Source organism: Streptomyces niveus (assembly GCF_001723055.1).
GTDB classification, from domain to species: domain Bacteria; phylum Actinomycetota; class Actinomycetes; order Streptomycetales; family Streptomycetaceae; genus Streptomyces; species Streptomyces niveus.
The window spans coordinates 1-13,127 of record NZ_MDCR01000111.1 but is presented as its reverse complement, the minus strand read 5'-3'; the positions used below and the strand labels follow the sequence as shown (position 1 = coordinate 13,127).

At 72.0% G+C, this 13,127-nt stretch carries 12 protein-coding genes; 9 read left to right on the top strand and 3 right to left on the bottom strand.

Features of this window, described 5'->3' with window-relative positions:
* Positions 1-61: 61 nt before the first annotated feature.
* From BHU15_RS14670 to BHU15_RS14655, 4 genes are read left to right on the top strand one after another with little or no spacing between them, the layout of a single operon-like run.
* A complete protein-coding gene (locus tag BHU15_RS14670; protein WP_069627605.1) occupies positions 62-1,267 on the top strand; it encodes an ABC transporter substrate-binding protein in 1,206 nt (401 codons plus the stop codon).
* Between the two features lie 2 nt (positions 1,268-1,269).
* Positions 1,270-3,324, top strand: coding sequence for a branched-chain amino acid ABC transporter permease (locus BHU15_RS14665; RefSeq protein ID WP_069627604.1), 2,055 nt, complete (start codon positions 1,270-1,272; stop codon positions 3,322-3,324).
* Positions 3,321-4,124, top strand: coding sequence for an ABC transporter ATP-binding protein (locus tag BHU15_RS14660; RefSeq protein ID WP_069627603.1), 804 nt, complete (start codon positions 3,321-3,323; stop codon positions 4,122-4,124). Before BHU15_RS14665 ends, BHU15_RS14660 begins: the two co-directional genes overlap by 4 nt.
* A gap of 10 nt (positions 4,125-4,134) precedes the next feature.
* Positions 4,135-4,872: an ABC transporter ATP-binding protein gene (locus tag BHU15_RS14655; protein WP_069627602.1), complete on the top strand. Its 738-nt coding sequence runs from the start codon at positions 4,135-4,137 to the stop codon at positions 4,870-4,872.
* Positions 4,873-4,915: 43 nt separating this feature from the next.
* On the opposite strand, the gene BHU15_RS14650 is transcribed toward BHU15_RS14655, so the two are convergent.
* Positions 4,916-6,133: an FAD-dependent monooxygenase gene (locus tag BHU15_RS14650; protein ID WP_069627601.1), complete on the bottom strand. Its 1,218-nt coding sequence runs from the start codon at positions 6,131-6,133 to the stop codon at positions 4,916-4,918.
* Between the two features lie 123 nt (positions 6,134-6,256).
* Between BHU15_RS14650 and BHU15_RS14645 the strand changes: the two genes are divergently transcribed.
* Positions 6,257-6,508 carry a hypothetical protein gene (locus BHU15_RS14645; RefSeq protein ID WP_069627600.1) on the top strand — a complete coding sequence of 84 codons (252 nt, stop codon included), beginning with the start codon at positions 6,257-6,259 and terminating at the stop codon, positions 6,506-6,508.
* A 64-nt stretch (positions 6,509-6,572) separates the two neighbouring features.
* On the opposite strand, the gene BHU15_RS14640 is transcribed toward BHU15_RS14645, so the two are convergent.
* Complete coding sequence (locus BHU15_RS14640; protein ID WP_069627599.1) at positions 6,573-9,248, bottom strand: NPCBM/NEW2 domain-containing protein; 2,676 nt, start codon at positions 9,246-9,248, stop codon at positions 6,573-6,575.
* A 289-nt stretch (positions 9,249-9,537) separates the two neighbouring features.
* On the opposite strand from BHU15_RS14640, the gene BHU15_RS14635 reads away from it, so the two are divergent.
* Positions 9,538-9,972: a VOC family protein gene (locus tag BHU15_RS14635; RefSeq protein WP_069627598.1), complete on the top strand. Its 435-nt coding sequence runs from the start codon at positions 9,538-9,540 to the stop codon at positions 9,970-9,972.
* Positions 9,973-10,014: 42 nt separating this feature from the next.
* On the opposite strand, the gene ku is transcribed toward BHU15_RS14635, so the two are convergent.
* A complete protein-coding gene (ku, locus tag BHU15_RS14630) occupies positions 10,015-11,031 on the bottom strand; it encodes a non-homologous end joining protein Ku (RefSeq protein ID WP_069627597.1) in 1,017 nt (338 codons plus the stop codon).
* A 40-nt stretch (positions 11,032-11,071) separates the two neighbouring features.
* On the opposite strand from ku, the gene ligD reads away from it, so the two are divergent.
* The 3 genes from ligD to BHU15_RS14615 all read left to right on the top strand — a co-directional run bounded on the left by ligD (position 11,072) and on the right by BHU15_RS14615 (position 13,090).
* Positions 11,072-11,956, top strand: a complete 885-nt coding sequence (gene ligD / locus BHU15_RS14625; protein ID WP_069627596.1) for a non-homologous end-joining DNA ligase — start codon at positions 11,072-11,074, stop codon at positions 11,954-11,956.
* Positions 11,957-12,048: 92 nt separating this feature from the next.
* Complete coding sequence (locus BHU15_RS14620) at positions 12,049-12,432, top strand: zinc-ribbon domain-containing protein (protein ID WP_069627595.1); 384 nt, start codon at positions 12,049-12,051, stop codon at positions 12,430-12,432.
* 133 nt (positions 12,433-12,565) lie between these two features.
* On the top strand, positions 12,566-13,090 hold the full coding sequence (locus BHU15_RS14615) for an SH3 domain-containing protein (RefSeq protein WP_069627594.1): 525 nt from the start codon (positions 12,566-12,568) through the stop codon (positions 13,088-13,090).
* Positions 13,091-13,127 lie beyond the last annotated feature (37 nt).

The following is a 13,127-nucleotide window of genomic DNA, read 5'->3' as shown; positions in this document are numbered from 1 at the left end:
GCAGTTCCCGCTCGTTTCGTCTGTTCCGTCCGTATTTCACTCCCTCCTGATGAGAGCCCTCATGTTCTTCGACATATCCCTCCCGCGAGGCCGCCGTAGAGTCCGGCCGGTCGGCGCAGCCGCCCTCGCACTCGGCCTGGCAGCCGTCACCGGGTGCAGCAGCGACAGCGGCGCCGGCGACGACACCGTGAAGGTCGGTCTGGTGGCCTCGCTGTCAGGCACGTACGAGCCGGTCGGCACGGAGCTGCGGAAGGGCTTCGAGCTGTACCTGGCGACCCACGACAACAAGCTGGGCGGCCGGAAGGTCGAGCTGGTCGTGGCGGACGAGGGCGACGGTCCGCCGACCGCGGTCCCCGCGGCCACCAAGCTGATCAAGAAGGACAAGGTCGACGCGCTGACCGGTCTCGTCGGCGGTGGTTCGGTCAACGCGGTGCTGCCGCTGATCAACCAGGCCAAGATTCCGCTGCTCGGCTCGAACGCCCGCCCGCCGGTCAAGGATATGAAGTACGTCTGGACGACGAGCTTCCTCTCCGACGAGCCGGGCAAGGCCATCGCCCCGTACATCAAGGAGAAGGTGGACGGCCCGGTCTACGCGATCGGCCCGGACTACCAGGGTGGTTACGACGAACTGCGCGGTTTCACCGACGAGTTCAAGAAGGTCGGCGGCAAGCTCGCCAACCCGGACGGCAAGACCAAGTGGACGCCGTTCCCGAAGACGACGAACTTCATGCCGTACTTCGCCGACATCGCCAAGACGGACGCCAAGGCGGTGTACTGCTTCTACGCCGGCAAGGCCGCGATCGACTTCGCCAAGCAGTACGCGCAGTCCGACGTCGCCGACATCCCGCTGTACACGGCCTTCGTGACCGAGGGCAGCGTGCTCCAGGCGCAGGGCGACGCGGCGAAGGACGTCTACTCGGTCCTGAACTACGCGGCCGACCTCGACAACGAGGCCAACCGTAAGTTCGCCGCCGACTGGACCGCCAAGCACGACACCCAGCCGACGACCTACGCGATGGCCTCGTACGACGCCGCCGCCGTGCTGGACCAGGCGATCGCCGACGCCGCCGAGAAGGGCGAGGTCACGCCGGAGACCATCAACACCGCCATCGGCGGTCTCGGCCAGATCGACAGCCCGCGCGGCAACTGGGAGTTCGGCGACAAGGCGCACTCACCGGTGCAGCAGTGGTACCTGCGCCAGGTGCGCAAGGACGGTGACCAGTTGGCCAACGTCATGGTCCAGGACCTGGCGACTCTCGGCAGCTGAGCATGAATCTCCTCGATGCCCACCTCGTGCCGGCGGTCGACGGAGTGGCCTACGGGCTGCTGCTGTTCGTCGTCGCCGCCGGCCTGAGTCTCGCCTTCGGCACCGCGGGCGTGCTGAACCTTTCGCACGGCATGCTGTACGCGATCGGTGCCTACACCGGCGCCGAGTTGAGTGACGGGACCTGGGGCGGACTCGCCGTCGGACTCGCGGCCGGCACCGCCGCGGCAGCCGCCGCCGGCGCCGGTCTGTCCGCGGCGACGGTCCCCCTGGCCCGTCGTGGGCATCTCGCACAAGCACTGCTCACGTTCGGACTGGCCCTGATCGGTGGCAATCTGCTCATCGAGTTCTTCGGGGCCGACGAACTACCGGTACGCGTCCCCGAGGCGCTCGACTCCTCGGTGACGCTGCTGGGCCACCGGTACCCCGCGTACCGGCTCTGCTTCATCCTGATGGCCGTGCTGCTCGCGGCGTTCGGTACGTGGGTGCTCACCCGCACCCGGGTGGGGGCGGCCGTACGCGCCTCCGCCGACGACCCGCAGATGCTGGCCACCACCGGGCACAGCCCGCGCGCCGTGCACACCGGGGTCCTGGCCGCCGCGGGTGCGCTGGCCGGGGCCGCCGGGGTGCTCGGGGCGCCCATCATCGGGCCGGGGGCCGGCACCGCCGACACCGTGCTGATGCTCTCGCTCGTGGTGGTCGTCCTCGGCGGGCTGCGGTCGCTGTGGATGACGTTCTTCGCGGCGATCGCCGTCGGTGAGGTGCAGACGCTGGGCGTCTCGCTGGCGCCGGACTGGGCGCCGTACCTGCTGTTCGCGGCCATGGCCGCCGTACTGATCCTGCGGTCCCAGTTCACCGAGCCGGCGACGGCGGGGCACGGGGGCGGCGACGCGGGCTCGGACCCGGTGGAGTGGCTGCGGCGCCGGCTCTCCGCGTCGTTCAAGGAGCGGGGGCGCGGGCGCGGTACGGCTGAGGCCGACGGCGCCGTACGGTCATCCGGGCGCGGCGGGCCGCTGTCACGGCTGCCGCGCGGCGGCCCCGACGACAGCACCCTCGCCTCGCGGGGGCGCCAGGCCGCGCCGCTGCTCATCCTCCTCGTCGTGCTCATCGCCCTGCCGGCGCTGCTCGACGCGTACTCCCTCTCGCTGGCAGGCTCCGCACTGGCCCTCGGGCTGCTCGCGGTCAGCGTCACGATCCTGACCGGCTACGCCGGGCTGCCGACCCTGGGCCAGACCGCGCCGTTCGCCGTCGGCGCGTACGCCACCGCGAACCTCGCCGACGCGGGCTGGACGGTCGGCCCCGTGCAGATCGTCGTCGCGGCGATCGCCGCCGCGCTGTTCTCCGTGGTGACGGGGCCCGCGGTGATCCGGGCGCGGGGGACCACGGTCCTGATGATCACGCTCGCCATCGGCGAGCTGGCCAGCGCCGCCATCAACCAGATGAAGTCGGTCACCGGCGGCGCCGACGGTCTCGTCGGCTTCCCGCCCACGCAGGCGCTGTGGGGCGGGGAGGGGATGATCGAGGAAGACCAGGTCTACAACTACGCGCTCGTCGTCGCGGTCGTCGCCGTCGTCGCGACGATCGCCGTGCTGCGCTCGCCCGCCGGAAAGCTGCTGACCGGCAGCCGTAACGCCGAGGCGCGGATGCGGGCGTCCGGCCACCCGGTGGGGCGCTATCTGTTCATGGCGCACATCGGCGCCGGTGCGCTGGCCGGGATCGGCGGTTCGCTGATGGTCACGGTCCAGCAGTACCTCTCCCCCGCCGACGTCGGCTTCGAGATCGCGGCCTTCGCGCTGCTGGCGGCCGTCATCGGGGGCAGCACGTCCGTCATCGGCGGTCTGCTCGGTGCCGGTCTCATCGTCTTCACCCGTGACTGGGTGGCCAGTTCCTGGCCGGGTCACGGGCCGCTGCTGCTCGGCGCGCTGTTCGTCGCCGCCGTCTATCTGCTGCCGCGCGGTCTGGCCGGGCTGCGCCTGGGGACCGGTGCGCGGGGTCCCGCCAAGGGTGCGGAACTCCCGCCCGGCCACGACAGCGTTCCGGCCGGGAAGGTCGCCCCATGACAGCCGTACCCGACGTCCCGGACGCACCGCGCGTACTGGATCTCAAGAACCTCACCCGGCGCTACGGGAGTCTCACCGCCGTCGACGACGTCAGCCTCCAGCTGGCCGCCGGGGCGCGGCACGCCGTCATCGGGCCCAACGGGGCGGGCAAGACCACCCTGTTGAACCTGATCGCGGGCACCGACCGCCCCGACCACGGCACCATCGCCCTGGGCGGCGCGGACATCACCCGTACGGCCACGGCGAAACGCAGCCGTCTCGGTATCGCCCGCAGCTTCCAACAGCCTTCCGTCATCGGTGAGTTGTCGGTCCTGGACAACATCGTGCTGGCCGGCTGGCGGCACCATCCGCTGCGCCGGGGCGCGTGGCGGCGGCCGTCCCGCTACCGGCAGCACGAGGAGTCCGCCGCCCGCCATCTGGAGGCCGTCGGCCTCGCCGGCTCCGCCCGCAGGCCGGCCGCCGACCTGTCGCACGGGCAGCGCCGCATGCTCGACCTCGCGGCGGCCCTCGCGGGCGACCCGCGTCTGCTGCTGCTGGACGAGCCCGCGGCCGGTCTGACGGACGGTGACATCGGCCGGCTGCTGTCGATCCTGGGCGGCCTCCCGGAGAGCGTCGCGATCATCCTGGTGGAGCACCATGTCGAGGTCGTCGCCGAACTCGCGGAAACGGTGACCGTGTTGGCGGCGGGCAAGGTCCTGATCACCGGACCGACGGCGGAGGCGCTCGCCCATCCGGAGGTCCGCGACGCGTACCACGCCACGAGCGGCGCCTCACGTGACGCCGTAGAAGCGAGAGGGTGACCGACCACCGATGCTGGAACTCACCGGCCTGACGGCGGGCTACCACGGCGGCACCGTCCTGCACGACCTCGACCTGACCGTTCCCGCCGGCTCCGTCCACGCGATCGTGGGCCACAACGGGGCGGGCAAGACCACACTCGTCCACACCGTGGCGGGCTTCATCCGGCCCTCCGCCGGGTCGGTACGGCTGGGCGGCCGGGACATCACCGGGCAGCCCGCGCACACGGTGGCGCGCGCCGGTATCGGTCTCGTACCGCAGGGCCGCCGCGTCTTCGCCGGGCTCACCGTCGCGGAGCATCTGCGGCTCTCCCACCGCCCGCCGGGCCGCGGCGACGCGACGCGCCCCAGCGAGTGGACCCCCGCGCGGGTGCTGGAGCTGCTGCCCCGGCTGGGCGAGCGCCGGGGCAACCGGGGCACCGATCTGTCCGGCGGCGAGCAGCAGATGCTCGCCCTGGCGCGGGCGCTGCTCGGCTCGCCGAGTGTGCTGCTGCTCGACGAGCCCACGGAGGGGCTGGCGCCCGGACTGGCCAAGCAGATCTACGCGTTGGTCGGCACGCTGGCCGAGGAGGGCATCGCTGTGCTGCTGGTGTCGCCGAGCCCGGCGCAGGCGGCCGAGTGCGCCCGTACGGTCACGGTCCTCACGTCGGGGCGCGTCACGCTCCAGGTGGACGGCGCGGACGCCCGCGAGGATCCGACGGCGCTGCACGAGGCGCTGGAGCTGGCGCCGGTGCGGTCCGCCGCGCGCTGAGCCGTGTCTTCGGCGGGGGCGCCGGGCGCCCCCGCCACGACGGCTACGGGCGCTTCATGCTGTGCCCGCCGAAGCCGCTGTTGCGGTCGGAGCCGCTGTTCTGGTCCTGCCACCACCCGTCGAACCGCGCCTTGTCCATGGTGCTCCAGTCCGGGGTGTTCTCCACCTGCGCGGCGCCCATCCTGCGGGCCAGCGCGACCATGGCCGCGCCGACGGGGCCACGGCTGATGTCGTACGCCTCCAGGATCTCCTTCCAGCTGCCCCCGGCCACCGCGGCGGTCTCCAGGGCACTGGCGTCCTGGAGCGCCTTCACGCTGCCGCCGCCGATGTGCGGGCGGGCGACACTGGCGGCGTCGCCGACGAGCAGCATCCGGCCCGAGGTGTAGTGCGGCACCTCCAGGTCGTAGATGGGCTGGATGAACGTGGTCTCGGGGGGCGTACGGAGCACCTTGGCCGCCCAGTAGGGCGGGAAGTTGTCGGCGACGAGGGCCCGGAGGTGGTCGGTGAGCGCCGCGTTGAGCCGGCCGGGCGGCAGCGAGGTGGGGGTCTTGAGGTCCGGGTGCAGGCCCTCGGACTCGGGCGGGGCGGTGTAGAGGACCCAGTTGAGCCGGTGGCCGCCGAAGCCGTCGGGGATGCGGTAGATCATGCAGTGGCCGCCGGGGAAGGCCACGTTGTGCGCTTCCTTGCCGTCCTGGGGCAGGTCGGCGACGTCGGCGGAGGTGCCGCGCCAGCCGATGTAGCCGGCGTAGGTGGCGTCGAGGCCGGGGAACATGGCGTCGCGTACGACGGAGCGGTACCCGTCGGCGCCGACGACGGCGTCGAAGCGCTCCCGCTGTCCGTCGGCGAGCTGGACGGTGACGCCGTCGGAGTCGGGCTCCACGGCGCTGACGAGCGCTCCGGAGCGGTAGGTGACCTCTTCGGGGACCCGGCGCCGCAACTCGCTCCACAGGGAGCCCCAGTTGTAGGCGCGGAAGGGGAAGTACTGCTCGGCGATGCCGCGGCCGTACTCGGACTCCCCGTCCCGCACGGTCCACACCCGGTGGGTCAGCGGCGCCCACGGCATCTCGGCGGCCACGTATCCGGCACTCTCCAGCTCGGCGTACCGGTCACCGTGGAGGGCGATTCCGACGCCCCTGTCGCGGAGTTCGGCGTCGGCCCGTTCGAAGACGGTGACCTTCTCGGCTCCGCCTCGGGACACTGCCAGGGCTGCGGCACACCCCGCGATGCTGCCGCCGACGACGGCGACGCTGCCTCCACGCATACCGGACTCTCCACTCGGTCGAAGTTGTTGGTGCTGCTGGTGGTGACCCTGGTGTGGAATCCTATTCGAGTGACATACGCCTCTACGATCGCCGGTGGGGCACGAGTTGGCGGTGGTGGGCACGTGCCGGGGCAGCGGAAGCGCAAACGGGGCGCCGAACGGCGCGCCTCGGCGGCCGAGTTGGGGCCGGGCCACTGGACGGTCCTCTACGAGACCACCGACGGGGCACGGTGGCGGACCGAGGCCCGGCGTCTGATGGCCGAACACGAGGTGCGGGACCCGTCCATGTTCCGTCTGGACACGCTCTGCGGCCGGACGGTGCTGCCGACGACGTATCGGCTGAGCGTCTTCGTACCGGACGCGCCGGGCCGCTAGCTGTTCTGTCCGGCGTTTCCGGCGGGCCGCCGCGCGGCGGCCCGCCGGAGTCGGTGACGGGCCGTTACTTCTCCAGCAGGCGCGCGTCCGCCCAGTCCGCGTGGTCCGAGTCGATGCCGTCGCCGCCGTCCGTCACGCGCAGCGTCAGCTGGCCGACGCCGCTCACGTCGACGTCGAAGGCGTACGGCTCGTCCGCCGGGCCCAGGACGCCGCTGCGGGCCAGTACCTGACCGTCGCCCAGCACCTCGAAGAGCACCGAGCCCTTGTCCGCCTTCTCCTCGTCGATGCCGGTCTCGGCCGCGAAGCGGTCGTACGCGCCGTTCAGGGCCACCGTCACCTCGGAGCGGGCATGGACGCCGAGTCCCTTGTCGTACGTCGTGCCGCCGAGCCGCAGGGGGCCGCCGTCGGCCGGGCCGTTCTCGCCGTTGGACCGGTCGCGTTCGACCGGGCCCCAGCCGTTCGACTCGGCGGTGAACGGCAACGAGCTGACGTACACGGTGCCTTCGCGTGCGACGAAGACGCGCACCGTGCGCTCGACCGTCAGCGGCGGCGCGCCCCGTGGGGCGTCCGGGTCGCGGTAGGTCAGCGTGACCGGGATCTCCGTCGTTCCGTACGCCGGGTCGGCGGGGACCGTGACGCGCCAGGACGCGTCGAGCGCGGCGCCGTCGGCCAGTTCGTCCACCGTGGCGTCCGCGCCGTCGACCGCCCAGCCCTCGGGGGTACGGGCGCGCAGCGTCACGTCCTCGGCGGGGCCCGCCTCGTCCAGTACGAAGCGCGCCGCGACATCGACCGTCGTCCCCGGCCGGGCGTCGGTCCTCTCGGGGGTGACGGACAGCGTGCCGGCCGGCACCGTGTCCACCGGGCGGTCGCAGCTGTCCCGGCCCGGGACCGCGCGGCAGATCTGCGCGACGAAGCCGCCGTCCGCCAACACGGGCACCATGATCGCGTCCTGACGGTCCGTCACACGACTGTCCCTGACCAGTCCGGCCGCGCCGTCCCGTACCGTGTCGACCCGCCACGGCCCGGAGCCAAGGAACGTCAGCGGCACCCGCTCCGTACCCCCGTCGCCCGCCCGCACCGAGCCGACGAACCACCGGTCGCCGTTCCTGCGCGCGAAGGTCGCCCCCTCGCCCGGTGAACCGGCGACGAGCCGGCTCTCGTCCCACACGGTCGGCACCTGCTCCAGGAAGCGGGCGACCTCGGGGCGGGAGCGGTACGCCTCGACGCTGCCCGCGTAGTTCTGGAACCCGGACTCGTACACGACGGACAGCGCCAGTTCGGCGGCCTCGGTGTTGTTGCGCCGCCCGAACTGGAAGCCCATGGGTGTGAAGTCCATGGAGCCCACCACGTTGCGGGTGTAGGGCAGGGTGGCCATGTCGTCGGCCTGGACGTCGCCCTGCTCGGCGCCGTGCACGCCCTCCATCGTCATGACATGGGGCCAGGTGCGCTGAATGCCGTGCGGCAGGGTCGACCCGTGGAAGTTGACCATCAGCTCACGGTCGGCGGTCTCCCGCAGGATCTCGTCGTACCAGCCCATGCGTACCCGCGAGTCCGAGTCCATGAAGTCGATCTTCAGCCCGGCGGCGCCCCACTTCTTGACCTTGTCGAGCTGGGCCGTGCGCTCGGCGGCGGTGTCGAGATCGGTCCAGTGCATCCACAACAGGACGCCCACGCCGCGTCGTTCGGCGTACTCCATCAGCTGCGGCATCCAGTCGGTGGTGTTCCAGCCGTCGTCCACCAGGGAGTACTCCCAGCCGTGCGCCGCCGCGTAGTCCACGAACCGCTGCTGGGTCTCCAGGCTGCGCTGCGCCGCCCCGAATCCGGCGAGCCAGGACCACGCGACCGCGCCGGGGCGGATCCAGGAGGTGTCGGCGATCCGGGAGGGCGGGGCCAGGTCGTCCACGAGCGTGGACTCGGTCACCGTCGCCAGATCACCCGCGATCACCGTCCGCCAGGGCGTCGCGAGCGGCCCGTCGGGGGGCACGGGCACGGCGGGGTCGGCGAGCGCGACGTCGTAACGGCCGCTGCCCGCCGTGTGCGTGAGACGGCTCGCGGGATAGCGGCCGTCGACGTCCGCCTCGGAGAGCAGGACGTGGTCGTCGCCGACCTGGAAGAGCGCGGGGTAGGCGTACTGTCCGCTCGAAGCCCCGGCGGCGGTCGAACCGTCGTACGGCTGCTCGTAGTTGACCGAGTAGTCGCTCAGCCGGGCGGGCGCGTCGCCCGGCAGCACGAAGCCGGACGCCTCGCGCAGCACGTCCCCCGAACCGGCGGGGAGCACATAGCGGTACGCGACCCCGTCGGCCGCCGCGCGCACGACCAGGTCGATCCGGGCCCCGCCCGCCCCCTCCAGGGCGAAGCGCGACTGCGCCATGTCCACGGTGCGGCGCCGCTCCTTGCCGACGACGGTGGTGTACCGCTCGGCGATCCGGCGGTCGTGGCGGTCCACCAGGCGCAGCCCGCGCGTCAGGTCGGCGTCCTCGGTGACGACGCCGAGCGGCGAGGGCTCCACGAGGGTGCGGGCCCCGTCGCGTACGGCGAGGGTGAGCGTGCCGTCGGCGGGGTCGAGCGTCACGTCGGCGGCGGGCCCGCCGCGGGACACGGTCCAGGCGGCGCCGGCGGGCCGGGGGTCGCCCGCGCCGTCCTGGGCCGCGGCAGGGGTCCCGAGGCAGAGCACCCCCGCGAGTGCGGTCGCCCAGGCGGCGCGCCATCGGTTCGCTGATCCTGGTCTGCTGTGCGTCATCGCTTGTCCCTCTCACTCGGAGCCGGGCTCAACGGGCAACAACGGGGCGCGAGTCGGTGACGACAGGGCTCTGCCTGACGGGGCACCCGCGCCCCGGATTGTCCACCGGAATTCCCCGGAACCGCCAGGGTCTGTCGCACAGAATCCAACAGAATCCATAACGCGCATACGGCGCGGGCCTTCGTGACCGGGGCACGGCCGACGTGCCCGGCCGACGGGTCCGGCCCACGCACCCGGCCGGCTCCAAAACCGCTCGATCACGGCCGCGCCCCGCCCCTACGATGGCCCGATGGCGTCGATCAAGCAGTTCCAGGTCACCTTCGACTGCGCGGACCCCGAACGGGTCGCCCGCTTCTGGTGCGAGGTGTTGGGATACGTCGTACCGCCCCCGCCGACAGGGTTCGCCACGTGGGACGAGTACACGCGCTCACTACCGCCCGAGCGGCAGGGCGCGGGGTTCGCCTGCGGCGATCCCTCGGGCGTGGGCCCGCGCCTCTATTTCCAGCGCGTCCCCGAGGGCAAGGTCGTCAAGAACCGGGTGCACCTCGACGTGCGGGTCGGCACCGGGCTCGTGGGTGAGGAGCGCCTGGCCGCGCTTGAGGCCGAATGCGCCCGACTGGTCGCGCTCGGCGCCGTACGCGGGCAGCTGCTGCCGGCCGACGACGAGAACGAGTCGTGCCAGCCGATGCAGGACGTCGAGGGCAACGAGTTCTGTCTCGACTGAGGGCCCGCCGCCGACTCGGCGGAACGCGGGACACACCGGGTCTCAGGAGGCGCGCTTCTTCGCCGGGGCCTTCTTCGCCGTCGTCTTCGTGGTCGTCTTCTTCGCCGCCGTCTTCTTCGCGGCGGTCTTGCCCGTCGTCGTCTTCTTGGCCGCCGCCTTCTTCGCGGGCGTCTTCGCCGGGGCCTGCTTCGCCGTGGTCTTCGACGCCGCCTTCTTCGTGCCCGTCGGCTTCGTGCGCGTCGGCAGGTGCGTCACCTCGGCGTGTTCGGCGTCGCCCTCGCCCCGCGACTCCTTCGCCGCCCGCACACTGCCCTCCAGCGCCGCCATCAGGTCCAGCACCTTCCCCCCGCGCCGCTCCCCCGCCTCGGGCGCCGGCAGCGCCGCGCCGCCCGCCTTGGAGGCGATCAGCTCCTCGACGGCCTCCCGGTAGTCGTCGTGCAGCGAGTCCAGTTCGACCTCGCCGAGCGTGTCCATCAGGGCGTCGGCCAGGTCGAGTTCGGCGTCGCGGATGCTGACCTCGGTCTCCGGCGCCACCCCCTCCGGCTGCCGGATCTCGTCCGGCCAGAGCAGCCCGTGCAGGGCGATCACGTCGCCGAGGACCCGCACCATGCCCAGCCGCTCGCGGCCCCGGAGGGCGAATTTCGCGATCGCGACCTTCTCGCTGCGCTTCAGCGCCTCACGCAGCAGCGTGTACGGCTTCGCGGCGGGTACGCCGTTCGCCGCGATGTAGTACGCCGCACCCACCTGGAGCGGGTCGATGGACGACTCCGGCACGAACCCCACGATGTCGATCGTCTTCGCCGTCGGCAGCGGGAGCTGGGCCAGGTCGTCGTCCGTGATCGGGATCATCGAGCCGTCCGCGTCCTCGTACGCCTTGCCGATCTCGGCGGAGGTGACCTCCTCCTCGTCCAGCTCGCAGACCTTCCGGTAACGAATCCGGCCGCCGTCCGCCAAATGGATCTGCCGGAAGGAGATCGAGTGGCTCTCGGTGGCGTTCACCAGCTTGATCGGGATGCTGACCAGACCGAAGGAGATTGCGCCGTTCCATATGGATCGCACGGTTAATCCCTTACATCCGAATTCGTGGGATTCTCATCGTATGACGCCAATCGCGGAGGTGGAGGGGCGACGGATCGCCCTCAGCAATCTCGACAAGGTCCTCTATCCGGCCACCGGGACCACCAAGGGCGAGCTGCTGCACTACTGCGCGACGTCGGCCGGCGCCCTGCTCGCCCATCTGGCGGGCCGCCCCGTCTCCTTCCTCCGCTTCCCGGACGGCCCCGCGGGCCAGCGTTTCTTCACCAAGAATCCGCCGCCCGGAGCGCCCTCCTGGGTGCGTACGGCGGCGGTGCCGCGTTCGGCGGGCCAGCTCGCCAAGCAGGTGCTGGTGGAGGATCTGGCGACGCTGATGTGGGCGGCGAACCTGGTGGTGGAGTTCCACACCCCGCAGTGGCAGGTCGACAACCCGGCGCGCGCCGACCGCATCGTCTTCGACCTGGACCCCGGCGAGCCCGCCACCGTGGTGGAGTGCTGCGCCGCCGCGCTGTGGCTGCGCGAGCGGCTGGCGGCGGACGGGCTGAGCGCGTACGCCAAGACGTCCGGCTCGAAGGGTCTGCATCTGCTCGTACCGCTGGAGCCGACGCCGTCGCCGGAGGTCTCCGCGTACGCCAAGTCGCTCGCCGTCGAGGCGGAGGCCGAACTGCCACGGCTGGTGGTCCACCGGATGACCCGGGCGCTGCGCCCCGGCAAGGTCTTCGTCGACCACAGCCAGAACTCGGCGGCGAAGACGACGGCGGCGCCGTACACGGTGCGCGCGCGGACGGAACCGACCGTCTCCACCCCGGTGTCCTGGGAAGAGGTCGCGGGATGCGCGGCGCCGGAGGACCTGGTCTTCCGCGTCGGCGACATCGCGGGGCGGCTGGAGCGGTACGGGGACCTCCTCGGCCCGCTCATCAATCTCAACCGGGCCGGACGCCTGCCCTGACAGCCGCCGCCGGCGGCAGGCACCATAGGGGCACGCCAGTCATGAGCGTGATGAGGCGTCGTGAAGCGCCATGAGCAGAGAAGGAACCACGCATGATCATCTTCGGCACCAAGGGCTACATCTACCAACTGGCGATACTGACGCTCGTGTGCGGCCAGTGCGGCAATCCGTCGGCGCACACGCTGCGCAAGCGCGTCTCCAAGTTCACGCTGTTCTTCGTGCCGCTGTTCCCGTACTCGACGAAGCACTACACGCAGTGCACCTTCTGCGGCGTGGAGCACCAGGTGCCGAACGAGCAGGCCGAGCAGCTGCTCGCGCAGAGCGCGACGCAGGCCCAGCAGGGTGTCGGCCAGCAGCACGGCGCCAACCCGTTCGCGCAGGGCGGTCAGGGCGGTCAGCAGGGTGGCGGGAACCCGTTCAGCCAGGGCGGCCAGGGGCAGCAGCCGGGCCAGGGCGGCAACCCGTACCAGCGCTGACGCGCACGCGGGGGCGTGGGCGACGCAGAGTTACGGTTGCGGACAGAATGTGACGAACCTAGGGTAAATCGGGCGAGGACCGAGCAGTTTTCCGTCGGCTTCCCGCCCCGTTCCCGAACATCAGGAGTCACGCATGTCCCAGCGTTCCCTGCGTTCCTCTGCCCCGCGCCTCCGGGGTTCCTTCGGCCCGTACGCCGCCGCCCTCGCCGTCGCCGCGGCGGCCCTCACCGCGACTCCCGCGCTGGCGGCGGTTCCGACCCCGCCGCCGGTCAGCTGGAACGGCCACGTCGACACCCCCACCGAGGGCCCGGCGCCCACCGATGCCGACGAAGCCGCCGCCGAAGCCAACGAGGCCGCCGAGACCACCGGGGCCCCCGAAGTCACCGAGGCCGCCGAGAACGAGGCCGAGGCCGCCGCCGCCCGCGAGTACAAGGGCCGCGTCATCGCCAGGAGCGGGCTCCTGCTGCGCGACAGGCCCACCCGCAGCAGCCGGGTCATCGGCACCGCCGCGTACGGCCAGATCGTGCACATCTTCTGCAAGACGCGGGGCGACAACGTGAACGGCAACGACCGCTGGTACCTGCTCACCGACGGCAACTGGGCCTGGGGTTCGGCCGCGTACATCGAGAACATCGGCCAGGCGCCCCGCTGGTGCTGACCTTGTCCACCGCCTGGCAACCCGACATGCCTTATGT

What these genes read in the sequence shown, in the direction of transcription:
- BHU15_RS14650 (WP_069627601.1), bottom strand. Translation starts at nt 6,133, where the DNA reads ATGCGTGGAGGCAGCGTCGCCGTCGTCGGCGGCAGCATCGCGGGGTGT.
- BHU15_RS14660 (WP_069627603.1), top strand. Translation starts at nt 3,321, where the DNA reads ATGACAGCCGTACCCGACGTCCCGGACGCACCGCGCGTACTGGATCTC.
- BHU15_RS14620 (WP_069627595.1), top strand. Translation starts at nt 12,049, where the DNA reads ATGATCATCTTCGGCACCAAGGGCTACATCTACCAACTGGCGATACTG.
- BHU15_RS14665 (WP_069627604.1), top strand. Translation starts at nt 1,270, where the DNA reads ATGAATCTCCTCGATGCCCACCTCGTGCCGGCGGTCGACGGAGTGGCC.
- BHU15_RS14635 (WP_069627598.1), top strand. Translation starts at nt 9,538, where the DNA reads ATGGCGTCGATCAAGCAGTTCCAGGTCACCTTCGACTGCGCGGACCCC.
- BHU15_RS14640 (WP_069627599.1), bottom strand. Translation starts at nt 9,248, where the DNA reads ATGACGCACAGCAGACCAGGATCAGCGAACCGATGGCGCGCCGCCTGG.
- BHU15_RS14655 (WP_069627602.1), top strand. Translation starts at nt 4,135, where the DNA reads ATGCTGGAACTCACCGGCCTGACGGCGGGCTACCACGGCGGCACCGTC.
- BHU15_RS14670 (WP_069627605.1), top strand. Translation starts at nt 62, where the DNA reads ATGTTCTTCGACATATCCCTCCCGCGAGGCCGCCGTAGAGTCCGGCCG.
- BHU15_RS14615 (WP_069627594.1), top strand. Translation starts at nt 12,566, where the DNA reads ATGTCCCAGCGTTCCCTGCGTTCCTCTGCCCCGCGCCTCCGGGGTTCC.
- ligD (WP_069627596.1), top strand. Translation starts at nt 11,072, where the DNA reads ATGACGCCAATCGCGGAGGTGGAGGGGCGACGGATCGCCCTCAGCAAT.